At 68.8% G+C, this 18,256-nt stretch carries 15 protein-coding genes and 2 pseudogenes; 11 read left to right on the top strand and 6 right to left on the bottom strand.

Annotated elements, in window-relative coordinates:
* Nucleotides 1-110: 110 nt before the first annotated feature.
* Entirely contained in the window at nt 111-1,103 is a 993-nt protein-coding gene (galE, locus tag ACWGJB_RS40460; protein ID WP_453385020.1) for a UDP-glucose 4-epimerase GalE, read from the bottom strand.
* 243 nt (nt 1,104-1,346) lie between these two features.
* On the opposite strand from galE, the gene ACWGJB_RS40455 reads away from it, so the two are divergent.
* The gene (locus tag ACWGJB_RS40455; RefSeq protein ID WP_453385019.1) at nt 1,347-1,754 is read left to right on the top strand and encodes an HIT family protein; all 408 of its coding nucleotides are present in this window, start codon (nt 1,347-1,349) and stop codon (nt 1,752-1,754) included.
* A gap of 794 nt (nt 1,755-2,548) precedes the next feature.
* Nucleotides 2,549-3,214 carry a hypothetical protein gene (locus ACWGJB_RS40450; RefSeq protein ID WP_453385018.1) on the top strand — a complete coding sequence of 222 codons (666 nt, stop codon included), beginning with the start codon at nt 2,549-2,551 and terminating at the stop codon, nt 3,212-3,214.
* Between the two features lie 66 nt (nt 3,215-3,280).
* Here the strand turns inward: ACWGJB_RS40450 and ACWGJB_RS40445 are convergent, their stop codons facing one another.
* Nucleotides 3,281-4,372 (bottom strand): acyltransferase family protein, encoded by a 1,092-nt coding sequence (locus ACWGJB_RS40445; protein ID WP_453385017.1) that lies wholly within the window; start codon nt 4,370-4,372, stop codon nt 3,281-3,283.
* A gap of 344 nt (nt 4,373-4,716) precedes the next feature.
* Between ACWGJB_RS40445 and ACWGJB_RS40440 the strand changes: the two genes are divergently transcribed.
* Complete coding sequence (locus ACWGJB_RS40440) at nt 4,717-5,793, top strand: fatty acid desaturase family protein (RefSeq protein WP_453385016.1); 1,077 nt, start codon at nt 4,717-4,719, stop codon at nt 5,791-5,793.
* A gap of 643 nt (nt 5,794-6,436) precedes the next feature.
* Here ACWGJB_RS40440 and ACWGJB_RS40435 read toward each other — a convergent pair.
* Entirely contained in the window at nt 6,437-6,691 is a 255-nt protein-coding gene (locus ACWGJB_RS40435; RefSeq protein ID WP_453385015.1) for a Smr/MutS family protein, read from the bottom strand.
* Nucleotides 6,692-6,784: 93 nt separating this feature from the next.
* Between ACWGJB_RS40435 and ACWGJB_RS40430 the strand changes: the two are divergent.
* Nucleotides 6,785-7,021: pseudogene (locus ACWGJB_RS40430) on the top strand (IS5 family transposase); the annotation flags it as partial.
* Between the two features lie 196 nt (nt 7,022-7,217).
* On the opposite strand, the gene ACWGJB_RS40425 reads toward ACWGJB_RS40430, so the two are convergent.
* Both ACWGJB_RS40425 and ACWGJB_RS40420 read right to left on the bottom strand, forming a co-directional pair.
* Nucleotides 7,218-8,075 (bottom strand): hypothetical protein, encoded by an 858-nt coding sequence (locus ACWGJB_RS40425; RefSeq protein ID WP_453385014.1) that lies wholly within the window; start codon nt 8,073-8,075, stop codon nt 7,218-7,220.
* A gap of 283 nt (nt 8,076-8,358) precedes the next feature.
* The gene (locus ACWGJB_RS40420; RefSeq protein WP_453385013.1) at nt 8,359-8,772 is read right to left on the bottom strand and encodes a hypothetical protein; all 414 of its coding nucleotides are present in this window, start codon (nt 8,770-8,772) and stop codon (nt 8,359-8,361) included.
* Nucleotides 8,773-9,327: 555 nt separating this feature from the next.
* Between ACWGJB_RS40420 and ACWGJB_RS40415 the strand changes: the two genes are divergently transcribed.
* The 4 genes from ACWGJB_RS40415 to ACWGJB_RS40400 all read left to right on the top strand — a co-directional run bounded on the left by ACWGJB_RS40415 (nt 9,328) and on the right by ACWGJB_RS40400 (nt 13,885).
* Entirely contained in the window at nt 9,328-10,755 is a 1,428-nt protein-coding gene (locus tag ACWGJB_RS40415; RefSeq protein WP_453385012.1) for an RICIN domain-containing protein, read from the top strand.
* Nucleotides 10,756-11,582: 827 nt separating this feature from the next.
* On the top strand, nt 11,583-11,894 hold the full coding sequence (locus tag ACWGJB_RS40410) for a hypothetical protein (RefSeq protein WP_453385011.1): 312 nt from the start codon (nt 11,583-11,585) through the stop codon (nt 11,892-11,894).
* Nucleotides 11,895-12,129: 235 nt separating this feature from the next.
* Nucleotides 12,130-12,924: an SGNH/GDSL hydrolase family protein gene (locus ACWGJB_RS40405; RefSeq protein WP_453385010.1), complete on the top strand. Its 795-nt coding sequence runs from the start codon at nt 12,130-12,132 to the stop codon at nt 12,922-12,924.
* Nucleotides 12,925-13,168: 244 nt separating this feature from the next.
* Nucleotides 13,169-13,885: a hypothetical protein gene (locus tag ACWGJB_RS40400; RefSeq protein ID WP_453385009.1), complete on the top strand. Its 717-nt coding sequence runs from the start codon at nt 13,169-13,171 to the stop codon at nt 13,883-13,885.
* A 126-nt stretch (nt 13,886-14,011) separates the two neighbouring features.
* Here ACWGJB_RS40400 and ACWGJB_RS40395 read toward each other — a convergent pair whose 3' ends face one another.
* Nucleotides 14,012-15,019: a hypothetical protein gene (locus tag ACWGJB_RS40395; protein WP_453385008.1), complete on the bottom strand. Its 1,008-nt coding sequence runs from the start codon at nt 15,017-15,019 to the stop codon at nt 14,012-14,014.
* 881 nt (nt 15,020-15,900) lie between these two features.
* Between ACWGJB_RS40395 and ACWGJB_RS40390 the strand changes: the two genes are divergently transcribed.
* From ACWGJB_RS40390 to ACWGJB_RS40380, 3 genes and pseudogenes are all read left to right on the top strand, one after another.
* Nucleotides 15,901-16,761 carry an aldo/keto reductase gene (locus ACWGJB_RS40390; RefSeq protein ID WP_453385007.1) on the top strand — a complete coding sequence of 287 codons (861 nt, stop codon included), beginning with the start codon at nt 15,901-15,903 and terminating at the stop codon, nt 16,759-16,761.
* Nucleotides 16,762-16,810: 49 nt separating this feature from the next.
* Entirely contained in the window at nt 16,811-17,743 is a 933-nt protein-coding gene (locus ACWGJB_RS40385; RefSeq protein ID WP_453385006.1) for an aldo/keto reductase, read from the top strand.
* A gap of 282 nt (nt 17,744-18,025) precedes the next feature.
* Nucleotides 18,026-18,256, top strand: a pseudogene (locus ACWGJB_RS40380) (hypothetical protein); the annotation flags it as partial.

Raw genomic sequence — 18,256 nt, 5'->3', positions numbered from 1 at the left:
CCGGGCAGGCTCAAGGCATGTCGGTGCGTGATGCCCGGTGCCGCCCCACCGGCCGGTTCGCTGGAGAAGCGACAACCCAAACGTCAACGCACGCCTCCCCGTGCCGGCCTTCAGTCCTTCAACAGCTCGTCGCGCACCGGCATCCAGTCCAGGGCGGACCGGATGCCGTCCTCCAGGGACAGCGTCGGCGTCCACCCGAGCAGCTCGGCCGCCCGGTCGCTCTTCGTGTAACTCCCGGCGACGTCACCGGGGCGCCGGTCGGCGTCGGTGGTTACCAGGGGCGTGCCGACGACATTGTTGAACGCGGTGCACAACTCCCGAACCGTGGTTCCCGAGCCGGTGCCCAGGTTGATCGCGATCGAGCGCTGCGACCCCACGAGGACGGAGTCGAAACGCTCGATCGCCGCGATGTGTGCCGCGGCGAGATCCCAGACGTGCACGTAGTCCCGGATGCCCGAGCCGTCGCGTGTCGGGTAGTCCGTCCCCGTGACCGGGAACGGACGGCCTTCCTCGTGCGCCTGGATGAGCACACCCAGGGCATGACTGGGCCGCTTGAGTTGGAGCCCGGTACGCAGCTCCGGGTCGGCCCCGACCGGGTTGAAGTAGCGCAGAGACAGCACACGCGGCCCCGCCACGGCGATGTCGGCGAACATCTCCTCGCACACGGCCTTGGTCCGTGCGTAGGGACTCTGCGGCGCCAGCGGCGAGTCCTCGTCGACGGGCGAGCCGTCCTCAGCTTGATAGATCGAAGCTGAGCTGCTGAAGATGATGCGGTCACAGCCATTGCCGTGCAGATGGCTGACGAAGGCCAGGCTCTTGGCCACGTTGGCCTCGTAGTAGCCGATCGGGTCCGCGACGGACTCGGGCACCACGATCAGTGCCGCGCAGTGCACCACCGCAGAGATGTCCGGGTGCTCCGAGAAAATCCGGTCGACCAGTGCCCCGTCCGCAATGTCGCCCTCGTAGAAGGTGCGACCCTCAGTGAACTCACGGCGGCCCCGAACCAGGCTGTCGAGGATCACGGGGGTGATGCCTGCGTCCAGGCAGGCCGAGGCGACCGTGCTGCCGATGTAACCGGCTCCCCCGGCGATCAGGACCTTCACCAAGAAGTTTCTCTCCCAGCCTCATCGCAGCCCCAGTTGGGCGACCGGCGGCAAGCCTAACGGAGAGACCTGGTGGCAGAGGGTTGCACCTCGGCTGCCCCAGCCGGGACCGACCCACGAACGCAGGCGGCGGCGCACTGGCACAGTGACATCAGATCTCAGGCTCTGGCTCAACTTCTGTGGCGCCGCGAGCCAGGGGCGCCGCTCAATTGCGAGCCGGCGGCTTGTGGCAGGGTCGTCCGCATGTCGTGCCCCTTCTGCCAGCTCATCCGTGAAGACAGTGCGCAATGGATAGCCCGTGGACCGTCCGCCTGCGCGTTCACCCCGCTCGGCCCTCTCGCTCCAGGGCACACCCTGGTGGTGCCGACGGCTCATTACGCCGACGTCTTCGACACGCCCACCGAGGTACTGGCCGACACGGTCGACCTGGTCCAGCGTCTGGCAAGGGCCATGCGCTCCGGTTTGAACGCGACTGGGGTGAACGTCCTCAACGCGAGTGGTCCAGGCTCACAACAGTCGGTACGCCACCTGCACTTCCACGTCGTTCCACGATGGCCCGACGACGGCATCTCCACCTGGCCGACCGGGCAGTCACAGCATCGATTCGCCGGCGACCCGGCCGTGCAACTCGCCGACGCACTGCGCAAATAACGCAGTCGGGGGCGCGGGATGGGCGTGGGCCGCTGCCGAGGCGCCGGCCGGCGCCAGACCGATCGTGCGCCTGCAGTGGCATGTGGACGGAGACAGTGCGCTCATGATCGACCAGGTGGTCGAGTCTGCCGATCAAGTGCGCGTGGATCGTCTCCACGTCACGACAGCCTCACAGGTGTCGCCACGAGAGTGAGCGGAGTGCCGCGATGAGGTAGGCCCGTATGACGGTCTCGGTGACGGCGTTGCCTGCTTTGTCCGCGGCACTGAGCCGCAGGCCTGCCGCACGCTCAGCACGACGAGAGGTGCGACGACCGAGTCGGTCGTGCCGGCTTCGCGCCCTGCCGGGAATGGTCTGGCGCTGACAGGCCTCACCAGGGCGTGTCGTCGGGCTGGAACCGTCACACCCAACTGGCATTCGACGTTGAAAGTCTCGGAAATCATGCCGATTTTCCCCTCGCGGACGCCGAATTCGCCGGACTCGTTCACACCCCACAGCAGGCCGACGGCGGTGGGCTGGCTCGTGTCGAGGACCAAAGATCCCGAATCGCCGGGCAGCCCGGATACTCCGTCCGGATTGATACCTGGGGCTGGAGTCAGGTCATCAACGAAGATTCGGCCTGCTCGATGAACCAGGCGTGCGTTCCGCCTACCGCCCTTCCAGCAGGGGGTGGCGCTAGGACCACCCCCGATCCGGTGTCCAGGCCCAGCGACGAGCGTCGCCGAGAGCGACAAGGTTGACCTCGTCGGCAACGAGCCAAAGAGAAACCCGGCAACGGACGCCCCAGGAGACACGCATGAACGAGACCATCGCCAGGCGCCTGACAGGCCTCACGGGCATCGCCGCCGCGACCGCCTTCATCGTCGAAGTGCCCCTGTACTTCATCTACTCCGGCCCGCCGCCGGACTCGAACGTCCTGGCCAGGTTGCTGATCGGAATCGTCGCGCTGGCGTTCCTGATCGTGTTCGTGACGGCCTTCCGCGAACTGGTCAAGCGCGTCGACCCCGCCTACGAATGGGTCGGCACGATGGCCTTCGCCACCGGACTGGTCTACGCGACGATCACCCTCGTCTCCAGTGGACTGGAAGCTGGCGCGGTCATTGCCGCCGACCAGCCGATCGACCCGACCGTTTCGGTCAGCGGCACCTACATCCTCTACGGAGCGATCGGCCGACTCATGCTCGCGGTCTTCTTGATCACGGTGGGCTATGGCGTCTGTCGTACGGACCTGCTGCCGCGGTGGACCGGCCGCTCGGCCTACGTCCTGGCAGGGGCCAACCTGACCTTCGTGCCGTCCCTGTTCTTCGGTAACAACCCCGCACACTTCTACGCGGCGAACGGCTGGGGCACCACCGCCCTGATGGGCGCGATCCTCAGCTACTGGCTGCTTGCCCTGGGTATCTGCAGCTACCGCAGCGCCGTACGGCGTGCACCCGCCGGCTTACCGGCCCGGCAACACTGACCCCGCCTGCGCAGGAGATGGTCGTGGTGCCCGACCTTCAGGCTGCGCCGCTATCGCATCCAGCTCTCACGCTGCTGTAGCGACAACTGGTTCCAGTCGACGCACGCGGTCCCGGTTGCGCCGCAGCAGGGGTCGTTCGATCAGGGCGTACGAAGCGAGGGCCACGGCGAATGTCGCCGCGAGGCCGGCGGGGAGCAGCCGGCCTCCGTGCACACCGAGGTCGTGGAGCAGGCGGATGACGGGGTAGTGCCACAGGTACATCCCGTAGCTGAGGTTGCGCCCGACCCAGGCCGGCGCGGCCAGCGACAGCAGACGGGAGGGCCACGCCCGCGGGCACAGTTCCAGCGCGGCCACCGCACAGGCCGACAGCACAGCGGCGGCCAGGAATCCGACCGTGTACCAGACCGGACTCCACCCGGTTGCCTCGGTGATCGGAATCTGCCAGGCAATGACTCCCAGCAGCGCCAGCGCGGGCCACCCGAGCCGTCCCGCCCATCTGCGCAGCAGTGCCAGGCGGGGGTCGTCGGCACGGAGCCGGGCGAGAACGATAGCCAGCAGCGCGCCGACGAGGAGCTGGTCGGCGCGGGTGTCCGGGCCGTTGTAGATGCGGTGCGTCGCCGCGGGGTCCCAGAGCACCGTCCGCCAGAGCACCGGCAGGACGCACAGCGCCGTGACCCAGGCCAGCACCGCCCGCGCGGACGCGCGCCGCAGCAGCACCAGCAGGAGCAGCGGCCAGGCCAGGTAGAACTGCTCCTCCACCCCCAGGGACCAGGTGTGACCGAGCGGCGCGGTGAGATCCGCGTACGTCCCGGGGTCCGCGGCCCGAACGAGGTTGACCACCGAGCCTGCGGCCAGCACCGCCGCCGTCGACGCCCCGTCGAACAGCGGCAATGGGAGCGCCACGGACAGCAAGGCGGTGACCGCACACATCACCAGCAGGGCCGGCATCAGCCGCAGCCACCGCCGCCGGTAGAACGACCACAGCCCGATCCGGCCGGTACGGGCCCACTCGGCGACCAGCAGCCGGGTGATGACGAACCCGCTGATCGTGAAGAACACGTCCACGCCAATCGAGCCCCCGGGCACCAGGTCCGGCTCCACGTGATACACGATCACCAGCACCACGGCGACCGTCCGCAACCCGTCCAGCCCCGCCACCCGCCCACCACGACGCAGTGCCGACGAAAAGCCCCGGCCGCCGCCCCTACCCCGTTCCGCCGATGAGGGGACGACCTGAAGAGTCGCTCGCGTATCCGGGCTCTGCTCCGTGGCCTCGTCCGCCGTGCTCCGATAGAGGGTGCTCATGACGGCTGCATCTGCCCAGGCGCAGTGGGATCACACAAATTCTCATGTTCCCCACAGATCAGCGCCGCTTGCCGGCCGCCTGTTCAGCGGGTACAGAGGTGGGGACAACCCCATGGGGTGGTGGGGGCTCGGCCCCCCAGGAGGTCTGGGGCTGACAGGCTGGTCCCGGTGCGACGGCCGTAGCGAGACTCGACCGCATGACGACTTCCTCCGGCGCCTCGGTGGCGACCGCATCGGCCGCCGTGCGTTCCCGCAGACAACGCCCCAACGGCGGCAGCGACTTCGCACGGCTGTCCCAGCGCATCACTGAGGCAGGTCTGCTGCGGCAGCGCAAGGGTTACTACACGGTGCGGCTCACCCTGGTGACCGGGTTGCTGGCGGTGGGTTGGGCAGCCTTCGTCGCGCTGGGCGACACCTGGTGGCAGTTGGTGGTCGCCGCCTCGATGGCCCTGGTCTTCGGCCAGATCGCGCTGGTGGCCCACGACCTGGCGCACCGGCAGGTGTTCCGGCAGCAGCGCGCGAGCGCGGTCTGGGGCCGGCTCTTCGGCAACCTCGGCATCGGCATGAGCTACGGCTGGTGGATGAACAAGCACACCCGTCACCATGCCAACCCCAACCACGAGGAACTCGACCCCGATGTCGCCCCGGACATTCTGGTGTGGTCCGCCGAGCAGGCCCGCAACAGCAACGGTCTGGCCCGTTTCATCGGCGGCCACCAGGCGTTCTTGTTCTTCCCGCTGCTGACGCTGGAGGGCTTCAACCTGCACGTGGCGAGCGTGCGGGCGCTGCGCTCGCCGTCCATGAAGAGCCGTCGGCTTGAGGGCGGCCTGCTCATTCTGCACATGGCGGGCTACCTGTCCGCGCTGTTCCTGCTGCTCTCGCCCGGCAAGGCGATAGCGTTCCTCGCCGTGCACCAGTGCCTTTTCGGTGTGTATCTCGGCAGCATCTTCGCTCCCAACCACAAGGGCATGCCCACCTTCAGCGGCGACGACCGACCCGACTTCCTGCGTCGCCAGGTACTCACCTCCCGCAACGTGCGTGGCGGCCGGCTCGTCGACCTGATGCTCGGCGGGCTCAACTACCAGATCGAGCACCATCTGTTCCCGAGCATGCCCTCTCCTCACCTGCGGCGAGCCCAGGTCGTCGTACGCGCGTACTGTGAGGAGATCGGCGTGCCCTACCACGAGACGGGGCTGTTCCAGTCCTACCGCGAGGCTCTCACACACCTGCACCGGGTAGGGGAACCCATCAGACGGCAGCGGAGGGCGTCCTGACAGAGAGCGGCCAGCGGCGCCGCGGGTAGGCGCACCCCTGTCCCGGTCCGGATCGAAAGCGCAGGGCTGCGCGCGCATGCCCTTGCCCACTACGCCGAGGCCGGTACAGGGCCGGCTCTCGCATGCGGCGAACAGGAAAGGTCGCCGTCCTCGCCGACGGCGGAGATGCGGTGAGGATGTTCCGTCCGGGCGGACGACATCCCCGCACCGGTACCAGCGCCTGGTCGGCGAGGCCGAACTGGCCAACAAGAGGGCGGCTCGCAGCACCACGACCATCCGACGGTAGTCATGCGGTCCGGGAGCGGCTGCAGCGGGAGGCCGCCGCTCGGCGAAGGCGACCGTGTCGACGGCTTCGCACCCGAACCGGCCATCGTCACTCATCACGGCGGGGGAACCGGAGACGCCTGTCGTCGTCCAGCCCATCCGCCGCTGTTGATCAGACAGTGGGCGGCCGTGGCGCGCCGGTAACCGCGTACACGTGCCGTCCTGCGGAGGACGGGATTCCTGCGGCAGGGGGGCAAACGGCATGTCTGCCAGACGCATTTCTGACCGCCGTTGGTCGTCAAGGCCTGTCCCGCAAGCGGTGGGTGGGGCGCGCACCGGAGCAGTTGCCTCGGCGCCCCGCACCGCGGCGAGATGGGGTTCAGGAGCGTGGCGCGAAATGGACCAGGATCCGGCCTGTGTTGGCCGTGTCGATCTCCAGCCGGTCGTACAGCCGCTTGATGTGCTTCTGGCTGAGGAACGCCAGGACGCGTGCTTTGAGCTGCCCGGTGCCCTTACCGTGAATGATCTGCACGACGGGCTCGCCCGTGTGCTTCGCCTGGAAGACGATCTGCCGCAGCGAGAGTTCGATGTCGCGGTTGTTCCGGAAGATCGGATGCAGATCCAATGTCAGCAAGGTGCTACCTCCCGCTGTCGCCACCTGTGACAACCCGGTCCAAGTGTGTCATGCAGCGCCCTGCCAGGCCCCCTACCTGCCAGCTCCGACGGGATCGCCGCAAATCCCGGCGTTCTGCCCGATGCCCGGTGGGAGTCGGTCGAGCCGGTCCTGACCGCCTGGCGGTCCGAGCGTCGCTGCCGCGGACTGGACATCGGCCGGCCACCCGACGATGACCTGCGCAGCCTGCTCGACGCGGTCCTCTACGTGAACCGGGGCCTCCTCCGCCGCCAAGTCCGCAGGCAGGAAGCCCGCGAGGACGAACCAACCGCCTGCGTCATCGACTCGCAACTCTGCGATCACGTCCGCAAAGACAACAGCCCTTCACAACTCCGGCAGTCAGAGGCGGCGACACAGTTTTCACACGACCCAACCGACAGGTTTCGACGAAGCACCCGCTCATGGTGGCTCACGGGGCACGGACCCTCGTCCTGGTCGACGGCATCCCGTCCGTCTCCGGCAAGGCACCTGTTGCCGGTGAGCGCACCTACTTCTTGGCTTCCACCTGCCTGTCGGCGGCAGAAAGGATGCTGTTGACGACGCTCTCCACGTTCTCCCTGGCCGGAGTGATCGGGGCGATGCCAAAGATGATCCCGGTGCCCCGCTTGCTGAGGTCTTCCGGGTGTTTCGGATGTTCGATATCGCTGAGCCCTCGATCCGCAACGTACTGTGCGATGGATTTCTGAGCTGCGGTCAATGCCGCGCTCACCGCACTCGGCGTTGCGTCACGTCCCACGACGATGAAACTGAACTCGTCACCGCCGTGCCGGAATCGGGAGACGTCGGCCTCGAGGCTCAGCAGCGCCTTCTCGGACCTCGCCGACATGGCTGCGTAGACCTCGTCGGTCTGCTGCCTGCCGCGCTCCTTCGTCAGTCCCCCCAGATTGCGCAGATCGACCTCGACGTACACGCCCGTGGCATCGGCGTCGGACAGGTAGCGGACGGCGTTGCCCAGGGTGAGGCGCCGATCGCCCGCCTTGTCGAATCCGGTGAGTTCGTCGACCTCGTCCGCGGAGCTGGTCGCGAGCAGTTCCGCGGCGTTGGAGGGCGAGAGCCCGTATGCGTTCACCGCTGTGCTGAGGAAGTTCTCCTTACGCTCCTGGGCGGAACTCTTGAACGCGGTTCCCCGCCCGTGGCTCGGCGCGGCACGTGTCGCCTGCTCCCTCTCGGCCGGTACGTCGGCGGCCTTGATCGGCTGAATGTCGTAGCGGATTCCGCTCCCCTTCTCGGAGAGGTCGCTCTGATACTTCGGGTGGGTGACATCGTCGAGACCGTTGAGCGTGGCCTGCTTCTGGATCTGCGCCTGAGCGGCCATCAACCGTGCCTCGATGTTGCTGCGTCGCACGTCGTCACCGACGACGCTGAACTCCAGGTCAGGGCCGAAACACCCTCAGGGATGGGAGCCGGCCCAGACCTACGGGTCCATGTGCTGGTGGGGCTACCGTGAGCCAGCCGCCACCCAGGAGCCGGCCTGAGCGGGCTGCACCGCTTCAGGGGGCACGACCCTGTCGTTCGTCACTCCGGTGACAACGCACACGAGTGGCGCGTCTCACCGGAGTTTGATCGCCGCGCGGTTATGGGCCCGTCTCAGGATCGATGAAGTCAGGCGAAGAGGAGCCATCCCGCCCCTACGGGTCCTCGGGGCTGGTGTCCCCGGCTCGCGCGGCGGCCGCCGGCTCCAGCAGGCACCAGCCGTCGACCTCCACCGGCCGCCGCTCCCCTGGCTGCCACCCACCGGCCAGCGCCACGTCGAGCAAAGCCCGGACGGCGCCCGGCTCGTGCAGGTTCAGGTCTGGACCCCGGATGAAGCCCACGTCCCCGGAGCCGAAGGGGGCGCCGCCCGGAACGTACCGGCCGGGACCGTTGGCGAAGACAATGCGCAGCGGGCCGCCGGTGCCCGTCGGTTGCGGGGAGAGGGTCAGGATTTGGCGGCAGTCCACGGGGCGGCCGTCGGCGTCCCTTCGGTGGCTGTGGCGCATCGTCCACATGTACACGCGCCCGTTGGCGACCAGCCGGCGGGGCTTCTTCAAATGGCGAGGCACGCAGCCGAGGATACGCGGCCTGATCTACGAGACGCCCCTAGCAATGATCAAGCTTCGCCCAGACGAACAGGATGGTCGTCGAACCACGGTGAGACCCGGTCAGGCCTGTCGGTCGTAAAGTGCTCGCCCTCCAGTGAGTTCAGCCAGCGCGTCGACGCGACTCCAAGGGGTTGTGTGGCTTGCCGTCCCCTCCGTCATGGTGGCGACCGCTGCCCCGCTCAGCCGTTGCATCCGGAGCCTGCGCCGCCTCGGCGAGACGGCCCCGCCCCGCCCCGGCGGCCCAAGGGGTGGAAGCGCCCTGCCCAACTGAACCTGGAGGGCCGCTCCGGATGCGTAAGCCAGAAAGCCGGTGGCGGCGTTAGTAAGCGGCCACCTGAACTGCTGTCGATGTACGGGGTATTGACGCGTAGCTGGTCTAGTCCATACCGTCTTCAACCATCGATGGTTCAGCAGAGGAACCATCGTTCAGCTATGTGAACTGCTGCTGCAGCTCCCGAACGCTCTGTCTCGGCACCCCCACCTCGCGCGTCCCGCGTTCATGACAGGAGCCGTCCTGTGATCAGATCCGCTGCCAGAGCCCTCACCACCGTTCCCGCTGTCCTCGCGACGGCTGCCACCCTCCTCGTCGCCACCGGCGGCTCCGCGAGCGCCGCTACCAACCCTGGCCCTGGCTTCCCCGCCCACTACGCCGCGCCGTACGTCGAGACGTGGAACTCCCCGTCGGCCATGACCAACGCCCGGAACGCCACAGGCCTGAAGTACTTCACGCTCGCCTTCGTCATCGACGGCGGCGGCTGCAACGCCATGTTCAACGGCGACACTCCCGTCACCGACGCCGGCTGGACCTCAGCGATCAACTCCCTGCGCGCCGCGGGCGGCGACGTCATCGCCTCCTTCGGCGGCGCCTCCGGCACCGAGGAGGCCCAGGCCTGCACCACCGTGGCCTCGCTCAAGGCCCAGTACAAGAAGGTCATCGACACCCTCAACCTCACTCGGGTCGACTTCGACATCGAGGGCAGTGCGATCGCCGACACCGCCGCCAACGACCGCCGGAACAAGGCCCTCGCCCAACTCCAGCAGGACTACGCCGCCGCAGGACGCAAGCTGGACGTCCAGTACACCCTGCCCTCCATGCCGAACGGCCTGGACGACAACGGCACGAAGTTGCTGTCCAACGCCAAGAGCAACGCGCTCAACGTCAATCTCGTCAACATCATGACGATGGACTACTACGACGGAACCCGGGACATGGGCAAGGCGGCCACCGACGCCGCCACCGCCCTGCGCACCCAGCTCGGCTCCATCTGGCCGGAGAAGTCCGACGCCCAACTGTGGGCGATGGAAGGCAACACCCCGATGATCGGGGTCAACGACGACGTCAGCGAGATCTTCACCACCGGCAACGCCACCACGCTCGCCAACTTCGCCAAGTCCAAGGGCATCCAGGAACTCGCCTTCTGGGCACTCGGCCGCGACAAGGCGTGCGCCACCACCGGCCAGCTCTCCGACACCTGTAGTGGTACCCCGCAGAGCGCCTGGCAGTTCTCCAGCGTCCTCAACACCGTGACCGGTGGTACGACCACTCCGCCGCCCACCGGCTCCACCGGCCAGATCACCGGCCTCGGCGGCAAGTGCGTGGACGTCGCGGCGGCAAACAGCGCCAATGGCACCGCCGTTCAGATGTATGACTGCAACGGCACCACGGCCCAGCAGTGGACCGTGGGCTCCGACAACACCATCCGCAGTCTCGGGAAGTGCATGGATCTCACCGCCGCCGGCACCGCCAATGGCACGAAGGTCCAGTTGTACGACTGCAACGGCTCCGGTGCTCAGGTCTGGCAGCGGAGCAGCGGCGACACCCTGGTGAACCCCGCGTCCGGCAAGTGCCTCGATGTCACCGACAAGTCGACGGCCAACGGAGCCCGGCTGCAGATCTGGACCTGCGCCGGCGGCACCAACCAGCAGTTCCACCTGCCGGCCTGACAGGGAAGAGCGCCCGCTGCCGCCCGGCGCCCTGTTGCCGTACGGCAATTTCGAGCCAGCCCGGTGGGAGCCACGCCGGGAAACAGGGGGTGCCCCGCTCACCGCGCGGGACACCCCCGCGTCCACTCCACCGACTGCCACGGCGCGAAGGGGCAATCTGCCCGGCCTCGCTCCAGGCGACCTGCCGCAAGGTGAGTTGACCTGCCGCGCATCCTGTCCGTCTGGGCCAACTGCGACGCCCAGTCATAAGTACGCTCCGTCACACACGCGTGTGACGGAGCACGGCACTTTGCAAGTGATCCCCCCGTGTAAAGGTCACGCTCTCGCCGAAGCAGGTCGCGGCGATCGGAGCAGCGATACGGGGGGAACCGCGGTACGACATCTTGATCTGGCTCGCAGCCTGCGTCCGGGGGCAACCCGCGACGAGTGCGCCGCAGCGGCGGTCGGAGGCTGCCGGAGGTGTGCTGGAGAGCCAGGGGTTACGCGCGTAAATTCTGTGACCGATGGCTTGCCGACAGCCCCTGAACTCGCGATACTTCAGAATTGAACTTGTCAGGAGCACGTCCGATCCGCCCACCGGTGGGCTCGTGCCCCACCCGCTCGTCTCTCTGACCCGCATCCCCCCGCAGGAGGAACGTATGCGGATCAAGAAACCCAGCACTGCGAGACGCACGGGACCGATCGCCACAGCGTCCGGCCCGCCGACGGCAACCGTCCCCACGACCCCCACCACTCGCACCACCGCCCGCCAGGGCGGGTCCCCGCCAAGGAAGCGCCCGAAGTCCGACGAGCCCCGACCCGCCGCCACCATCACCTCCCACGGCAGCGTGACCGCCACAGGACACGCGAGCGGAACCCCCGAGCGGCCGCAACGCGGCGAGAGCACCTCACACAAGCCGCCGAGCCACCGCCGTCGCGCACGCCGCGGCAATGGCACGCACGACATCCGCGACGCCGGTACGACCGCCGACGGCCGCGTCCGCACCGCGCGCGGCGAGTCGCACGGCAGGGCACCCAACCGTGCCACGACATTCACCCCTACCCGCAGCGGCAGCGCCGCCCGCGGCGCGCGTACCTCAACTCCCGCTTCCAAGCCCGTGACCGGGACGCCGAACACGTACGGCACCGGCATGCGCTGACGCTCAGCCGGCCGCGTCCTCGCGGCACCCACACTGCCCCCACCGGCCCGCCGGGGGCATCTCACCGCCCTCTCGCGGCGGCCCTCCCTGTTCACCCGCCCCCGGTCCCGTCCCCGCGAGACCAGAAGGCGAACGCGGAGTGCCGCAAGGGGGTTGATCTGTCATGTCCACCTCACCTACACGCTCCGTTCGTGTGCCACCTGATGGAATCCGACATTCCACTTCTGGAGGTCCCGTGAGATCGACCAAGTCGCTGTCCGTGCTCGCAACTCTGGGCGCCGCAGTACTCATCAGCCTGGGTCTGGCCGCTCCGGCCGAGGCCGCCGGCCCGGTGTACGTCGCGCTCGGCGACTCGTACTCCGCCGGCAACGGCGCGGGCAACTACGACAGCGCGAGCGGCAGCTGCCACCGCAGCCTCAGCGCCTACCCCTACCTCTGGAAGAACGCGCACGCCCCGTCGTCCTTCGCGGACACGGCCTGCTCCGGCGCGGTCACCACGGACGTGACGAACTCCCAGCTCGGCCCCCTGAACTCCGCCACCACCCTGGTCTCCGTCACCATCGGTGGAAACGACGCGGGCTTCGCCGACGTCATGACGGCCTGCGCCACGGATTCGGACTCAGACTGCGTCAACCGGCTCAACCAGGCCGAGAGTTACGCGCGGAACACCCTGCCCGCCCGCCTCGACGCCACCTACGCCGCGATCCGGGCCAAGGCCCCCAACGCCAAGGTGGTCGTGCTGGGTTACCCGCACCTCTACACCCTCAACGTCTTCTGCATCGGGCTCAGCGACACCAAGCACCGCAAGATCGACGAAGCCTCGGACGTCCTCGACAGCGTCATCCAGAGCAGGTCCGCCGCGCACGGCTTCGTCTTCGGTGACGTCCGCACCACGTTCAACGGGCACGAGCTGTGCTCCGGCGACGACTGGCTGCACTCCATCGTCGTCTCGCCGACCTGGGAGTCCTACCACCCCACCGCCACCGGCCACGCCTCCGGCTTCTACCCCGTCCTCAACGCCAACAGCTGACGGGCCCACAACCGCACGCAGGCATCCCGGGCCGCCGGGGTGCCTGCGCGCGCAACGCCGCACACCAGGCCGCCGCGCCGTCGTGCCCGCCCAGTGGACAGCCGGTGGGCAGCCGGTGGGAGCCGGTGGATGGGGTCGGCTCCCTCGCACTTCCCCACGCTCCCCCGACCTGGCCACCTGGCCGATCTGAGGCAGAATGACCACGGGCGCCCGCCGGGGCGGGCCGGGGCGAAGGGGCGGCGACGTGGCGCACTGGCAGGGAACCGACTTCACCGTGGACGGTCGCGAGCCGACCAGTGCCGAGGACTACTACCAGATCGGTCTGCACTGCTGGAACAGCGGGCAACACCGCGCCGCGGCCCCCTATTTCCTGGAGACGGCCGCCTCCGCCGGCCATGACGCCGCCGTAGAACTCCTAGGGCACATCGCCTACCTGGAGGGGCACTATGCGATCGCGGTGCCGCTGCTGCGGCAGAGCACCGGTTCGCCGCGAGCTGCCTACTACCTTGCCTCGCTGTACCACCAGGGCTGCCCCGAGGCGGGTATGACCCAGTCGCTCGACGAAGCAGCCCGCCACTACCGGGCCGCGGCCCGACTGGGCGAACCCGAAGCGATGCTGGCCCTGGGCGAGCTGTACCTGGAGCGGCTGCTGCCCCTGACGCGGACGCCCGCGGAGCACGCGTTGGAGCACTTCCTGGCGGCCGCCGAGCGTGCCCACCCCTATGCCCAGTACCGTGCCGCGGAGCTCTACCGCACCCTCTACCAGGACACCGAGCGCGCCGCCGCACTCTACCGGTCCTGCCTGAACAACCCGATGACCGGCCGACACCCGCTGGGCTCGATGATGACCCTGCAGAGCCAGGCACACCTGCGGGAGGAGGCGGCGACGCGGACGGCTCGCGCGGCGCAGCAACGGCGCGACGCCGTCAACCCCGTAGAACGACGGGGCGACTTCATCTGAGCCCAGAGCCCAGAGCCCCGGGAACGGGTAGGGAAGGCGCCCCGGCGCACCCCGCGCGGCCGCACCCTGCCGACTCGTCGCGGTGTGGCCGGGCATCGGCAGCCCGTCGTGACGCGCACCAGCCGGTCAAGCGATCGCCAGCACCCACAGGAAGGCGGAGAGCGTCCGTACCAGGTCCCGCGTCTCCTCAGTCTGGACCCGCAGGGCGTCCGGTACGTGGGTCAGCTCCCAGTCGGCCGGCTCCCGCGGCTCCTGCGGCTCGGCCGCCCACAGGAGCCGTACTTCTTCAGTGCTGGTCCGTAGTCCGGCGCAGGCGCGAGCCGTGGCGTGCAGGACCTGCGCCAGCGGCTCCGCGGTCCCTCCGTCGTCGGCAGGCATCGCGTCGGCGGCCCCGGACAGGACGTCGGCGAGGCCGACCAGGTGCGTTGCCCGTGCCAGCCAGCTCGGGGCCCGGCCACCCGGCGCGCCGGTTCCGTCGGCCGGTTCCCGGTCCAGGGGCATGCGTCCGCACAGAGTCCGTTCCCGGGCGCCGGGTTGCCATGTCCCCCGCTCCCGGAGAACGTCGGCCCGCTGCATCGCCTGCCGGGCCAGGGCGATCACCGCCGGCCAGTCGCCGCGATCCCAGTCGGGTGTCGCCAGGAGTTCCCGGACGCGGTAGCCGACCGTCGGCGTCGGGGGCACTCCGGCTGGGGCAGGACGCGGGAGATCGGGTGTGAGGTGGGCGAGCAGTACGTGTCTGACCCTGGCCACCGCTTCGACGCTGCCCACCCCGATCCCGCCGTCGCGGGCCGCGTCGGGCATCGGGCCTGCCGACAGAGGAGCGGCTGCGAGGTCGCAGTAGCGCATGACGTCGGCCAGGGGAACTTCGTCGACGAGGATCCCGGCGTCGTAGGCGGTCCGCCACAGCAGCAGACCAAGGGTGTGCGGTCCGCTCCCCCACGGCCACTTCACGCGTGCGCCGGGATCGGAGGCGAGCCGTCGGGACGCCAGTGCGCCGAAGAGGAGATCCTGCTCCTGGTGCCAGGCGACCATCAGGCCCCCCTGACGACAGGCCCGCTCCCAGGCACCGCACCCGTACGCGGCCCGGTGCCGCGGCTCCCACCCGTCCGCGTCCAGCTCCAGGTCAGCGTCCACGTGACGAACCGTACCGGTGCGGCCCAGGCCGACCTGCGCCGAGGCCCCGGCCCGGAGCCCGGACACCTGGGATGTGCATGCCGCGGCCGCGTGTGGTGGTCAGCCTTCCCCGCAGAAGTCGAACATGCAGAAGACTCCGTCGTAGCGGTGTTGCGCTCGCCGTCCCGGCTTCCGGCAGGGACGAGAAGGTGTATGCCGTCACCACGTCCGGCTCCCCGCAACTCATCACCATCGTCCTCCGCACCGGTCACACCGCACCGATCGCGGGCCTGCCGGTAGGGGCCGGCAAAGGGGGCCTCACCTCAGGCACGGTGTACGTCCCCCTGTGTGGCGGTGTGTTGGAACTCAACGCCCTCGGGTCGAACGGCAGCGTGCGCTCTACCGGTAGGGCCTCCCGCCGACCAGAACGAGGCGCCGTCGGGTACCCCTGCGCCTTCGTCACCGACAGGGTCGCCGACGAGACCCGCTACCGGCGGCATCGCCAAACAGTCCTTCCCCCGTAGCGGTCCTGAAGCCCGGGCGTGGTCGAAGGGCATACCAACCGGGTCAAGATGCCGAATCGCCAGATGTTCCGGTGCCTACGGAAGCGCAGCCTGCTTTACCGCGACACCCAACGCCCCGCGCCCCGTGCCCGTGCCCCGTGCCCCGACACGACCGACTGCCGCATGTCTTCGAGTTCCACGGCCCCGGTCAAGTGACACTCGTCGGTAAGCGCGAGCACGTATCGCATCTGCCGCAGATGTATTTATCGGTTTCATTTCTCAATGCCATGACCAACAACTATTGGACTGCTGAATCATCGATTCCTAGGCTCGGCCAGGCAGGCCTTCCGCACGAGAAGACCTCGACCACCTGTCTTCCACACCCGGAGGAGACGTCCGATGAAGCAACGCACGATCGGCGGCCAGACGGTTTCGGCGATCGGGCTCGGCGGCATGCCGATGTCCATCGAGGGCCGCCCCGACGCCCGCAGATCGATCGCGACGATCCACGCCGCGCTCGACGCCGGTGTCACGCTCATCGACACGGCGGACGCGTATCACCGCGACGCCGGCGAGGTCGGGCACAACGAGGAGCTCATCGCCCGGGCTCTGCGCACGTACGGCCCGGGAGCGGACGACGTGCTCGTCGCCACGAAGGGCGGTCACCTGCGGCCCGGCGACGGCAGCTGGACCGTGAACGGCGATCCGGCCCATCTCAAGCGGGCCGCCAAGGAGTCGGCCGAGCGCCTGGGCGTCGAGGCGATCGGCCTCTACCAGTTCCACCGCCCCGATCCGCACGTCCCGTACGCCGATTCGATCGGTGCCATCCGTGACCTGCTCGACGAGGGCGTGATCCTCATGGCGGGCATCTCGAACGCGACCGTGGAGCAGATCGACGAGGCGAACGAGATCCTGGGCGGTCGCCTCGACTCGGTCCAGAACCAGTTCTCGCCCAGCTTCCGCTCCAGTCTGCGCGAGCTGGAACACTGCGCCGGACTAGGGATCGCGTTCCTGCCCTGGAGCCCACTGGGTGGCATAGCGAACGCGCCGGAACTCTCGGCGCACCACGCCGCCTTCCGCGAGGTCGCGGACGAGGTAGGCGTCAGCGTCTACCGCGTGACCCTGGCCTGGGAGCTTGCCCTCGCGCCCGTGGTGGTCCCGATTCCCGGGTCCTCTCGCCCCGAAAGCATCCGTGACTCAGCGGCCGCCACCGACGTCGAGCTCACCCCCGAGCAGATTTCCCGCCTGTCCGCGGCCTGAGGCGCCCGGTACCGGCACCGAATACTCACTTACGGACAAGGACCCGATCTTGAAGACGTTCAAACTGCCCGGCACCGACATGGTCGTCCCGAACATCGTGCTCGGCCTGATGCGCATCCAGGACAAGAGTGACGCTGAGGTACGCGAACTCCTCGCCACCGCCATGGACGCCGGCATCACGTTCCTCGATCACGCCGACGTGTACGGCAGCGAGCTGCACGGCTGCGAGCGCCGTTTCGCCGAGGCGATGCGGCTGAGCTCCTCGCAGCGCGAAAAGTTGATCATCCAGTCAAAGGCGGGCATCGTCCGCGAAGGTCCTTACTTCGACTTCTCCTACGACCACATCGTGGAGTCAGTGGACGGTTCGCTCGAGGCTCTCGGCACCGACTACCTCGACATCCTGCTGCTGCACCGTCCCGACGCCCTGGTCGAACCCGAAGAAGTCGCGCGCGCCTTCGACGACCTCGCCACGGCGGGCAAGGTACGGGCATTCGGCGTCTCGAACCACACCCCCCGGCAGATCGATCTGCTGAGCCGCCACGTCAGTCAGCCGCTGGTGGTGAACCAGCTCCAGCTGTCGATCACGCACGCCCCGCTCGTCGCGCAAGGCGTCGCGGCCAACATGCAGGGCCTGGACCAGTCGGTCAGCCGTGACGACGGGCTCCTGGACTACTGCCGACTGCACGACATCACCGTGCAGGCCTGGTCACCGTTCCAGGCCGGCTTCTTCGACGGACCGTTCCTCGGCTCGGAACGCCACCCCGAGCTCAACGCCGTCATCGATCGCCTGGCGGCGAAGTACGCTGTGCCGCCCCTTGCCATCGCGACGGCCTGGATCACCCGCCACCCCGCCCGGATGCAGGTGGTCATCGGCACGACCACACCGCAGCGCGTCGCGGACGCCGCCCTCGGATCGGACGTACCACTGACCCGTGCAGAATGGTACGAACTGTTCCGCGCCGCCGACTACATCGTGCCCTGACCGTCGGCCCAACCCGGCAGCACGGACAGGCGTCCTGGGCCACAGGTGCGCAAACCATCTCCACGATGGCCACGCACGCGCGGGTTCACAGTCACACACTCGGCTGCTCGGTTCTCGGCGAGCCGGCGCAGGCACACCCGGCACTGCTGGACGGCCTCTGCGGCATGAAGTTCAGCGACGGCTACGCCGTCACCTTGCATCGCAACTCACCTGGACCTGGGGTGCTTCGCAGTTCGCACAGGACTTCCGCCCGGCTCCCTGGCGGGTACGGGGCAGGCCCAGGTGGACGACGCGGTCGCGGATGCGTCGGGCCAGGGCGGTGGCCTGGTCGATCTCGGCGCGTTCTCCGGCAGAGAACGCCACGAGAGAGTCCTCGACGTGGCGGGGGCGGCGGGCCCCGCCGCGCTGCGCGTGCCGGGGGGCGACAGCGGGGCGGAGAGGCTGGCCCGCTACGCCGGGGTGTTCGCCGTGGGGCGGGCGAGCGGCGCCCGGACGGTCGCCGTGATCAGCCAC

Source organism: Streptomyces sp. NPDC054813, assembly GCF_053611365.1.
This window is presented reverse-complemented; position numbering and strand designations above follow the sequence as displayed.